Source organism: Synechococcus sp. R55.2, from assembly GCF_047462075.1.
GTDB lineage: Bacteria > Cyanobacteriota > Cyanobacteriia > Thermostichales > Thermostichaceae > Thermostichus.
Map to the genome: position 1 here is coordinate 1 of NZ_JANSIH010000379.1, position 510 is coordinate 510.

1 protein-coding gene is annotated in these 510 nt (G+C 55.9%); it reads left to right on the plus strand.

What is annotated here, in order from left to right; genetic code table 11:
• Window positions 1-351, plus strand: a 351-nt coding sequence (locus NW838_RS12005; RefSeq protein WP_414428105.1) for an SPASM domain-containing protein, incomplete at its 5' end; no start/stop codon positions are given.
• Between the last annotated feature and the right edge of the window lie 159 nt (window positions 352-510).

A 510-nucleotide genomic window follows, 5' to 3' on the forward strand; every position in this document is an offset into this window, starting at 1 on the left:
TCCCGTGTTGGAGAAGGCACAGCAGCTGATGAGGATTTCATTACCTGGGTAAGGACAACGTATCCATTGTTCGAAGTTAGCATTTTTCCGCGCATGAACTGGCTTGGCCAGGTCGATGTGTCGCCTCCCACGGCACCGCCCATAGCCTGCACTCGCTGGTTTGACATATCAATCACGGCAACGGGTGTGGTAGCCCACTGTTGCGCCGATGGCCAGGCACGCTACCCCATAGGCAACGTTCGGGACCAGCATGTCCTCGACATCTACAACAGCCCAAGCTTTCGCCGACTGCGCGCGACGGTGGACAACCGTCTGCAGGTAGAGCCATGCCGCCGCTGCAACTTCCTTTAAACAAGGAGAGATCCATGGCTATCACTGCCATCGAATACGTTCTATTTAGCCAAATGCGGCAACAAAACGCTATTCCGCTTGGAGGCGGCTGTTTGGAACTGGGCGAGGCCAACTGGTACGGCGACGTGGCTGTCGAGCAGCTTGGCCAAGACATTTATC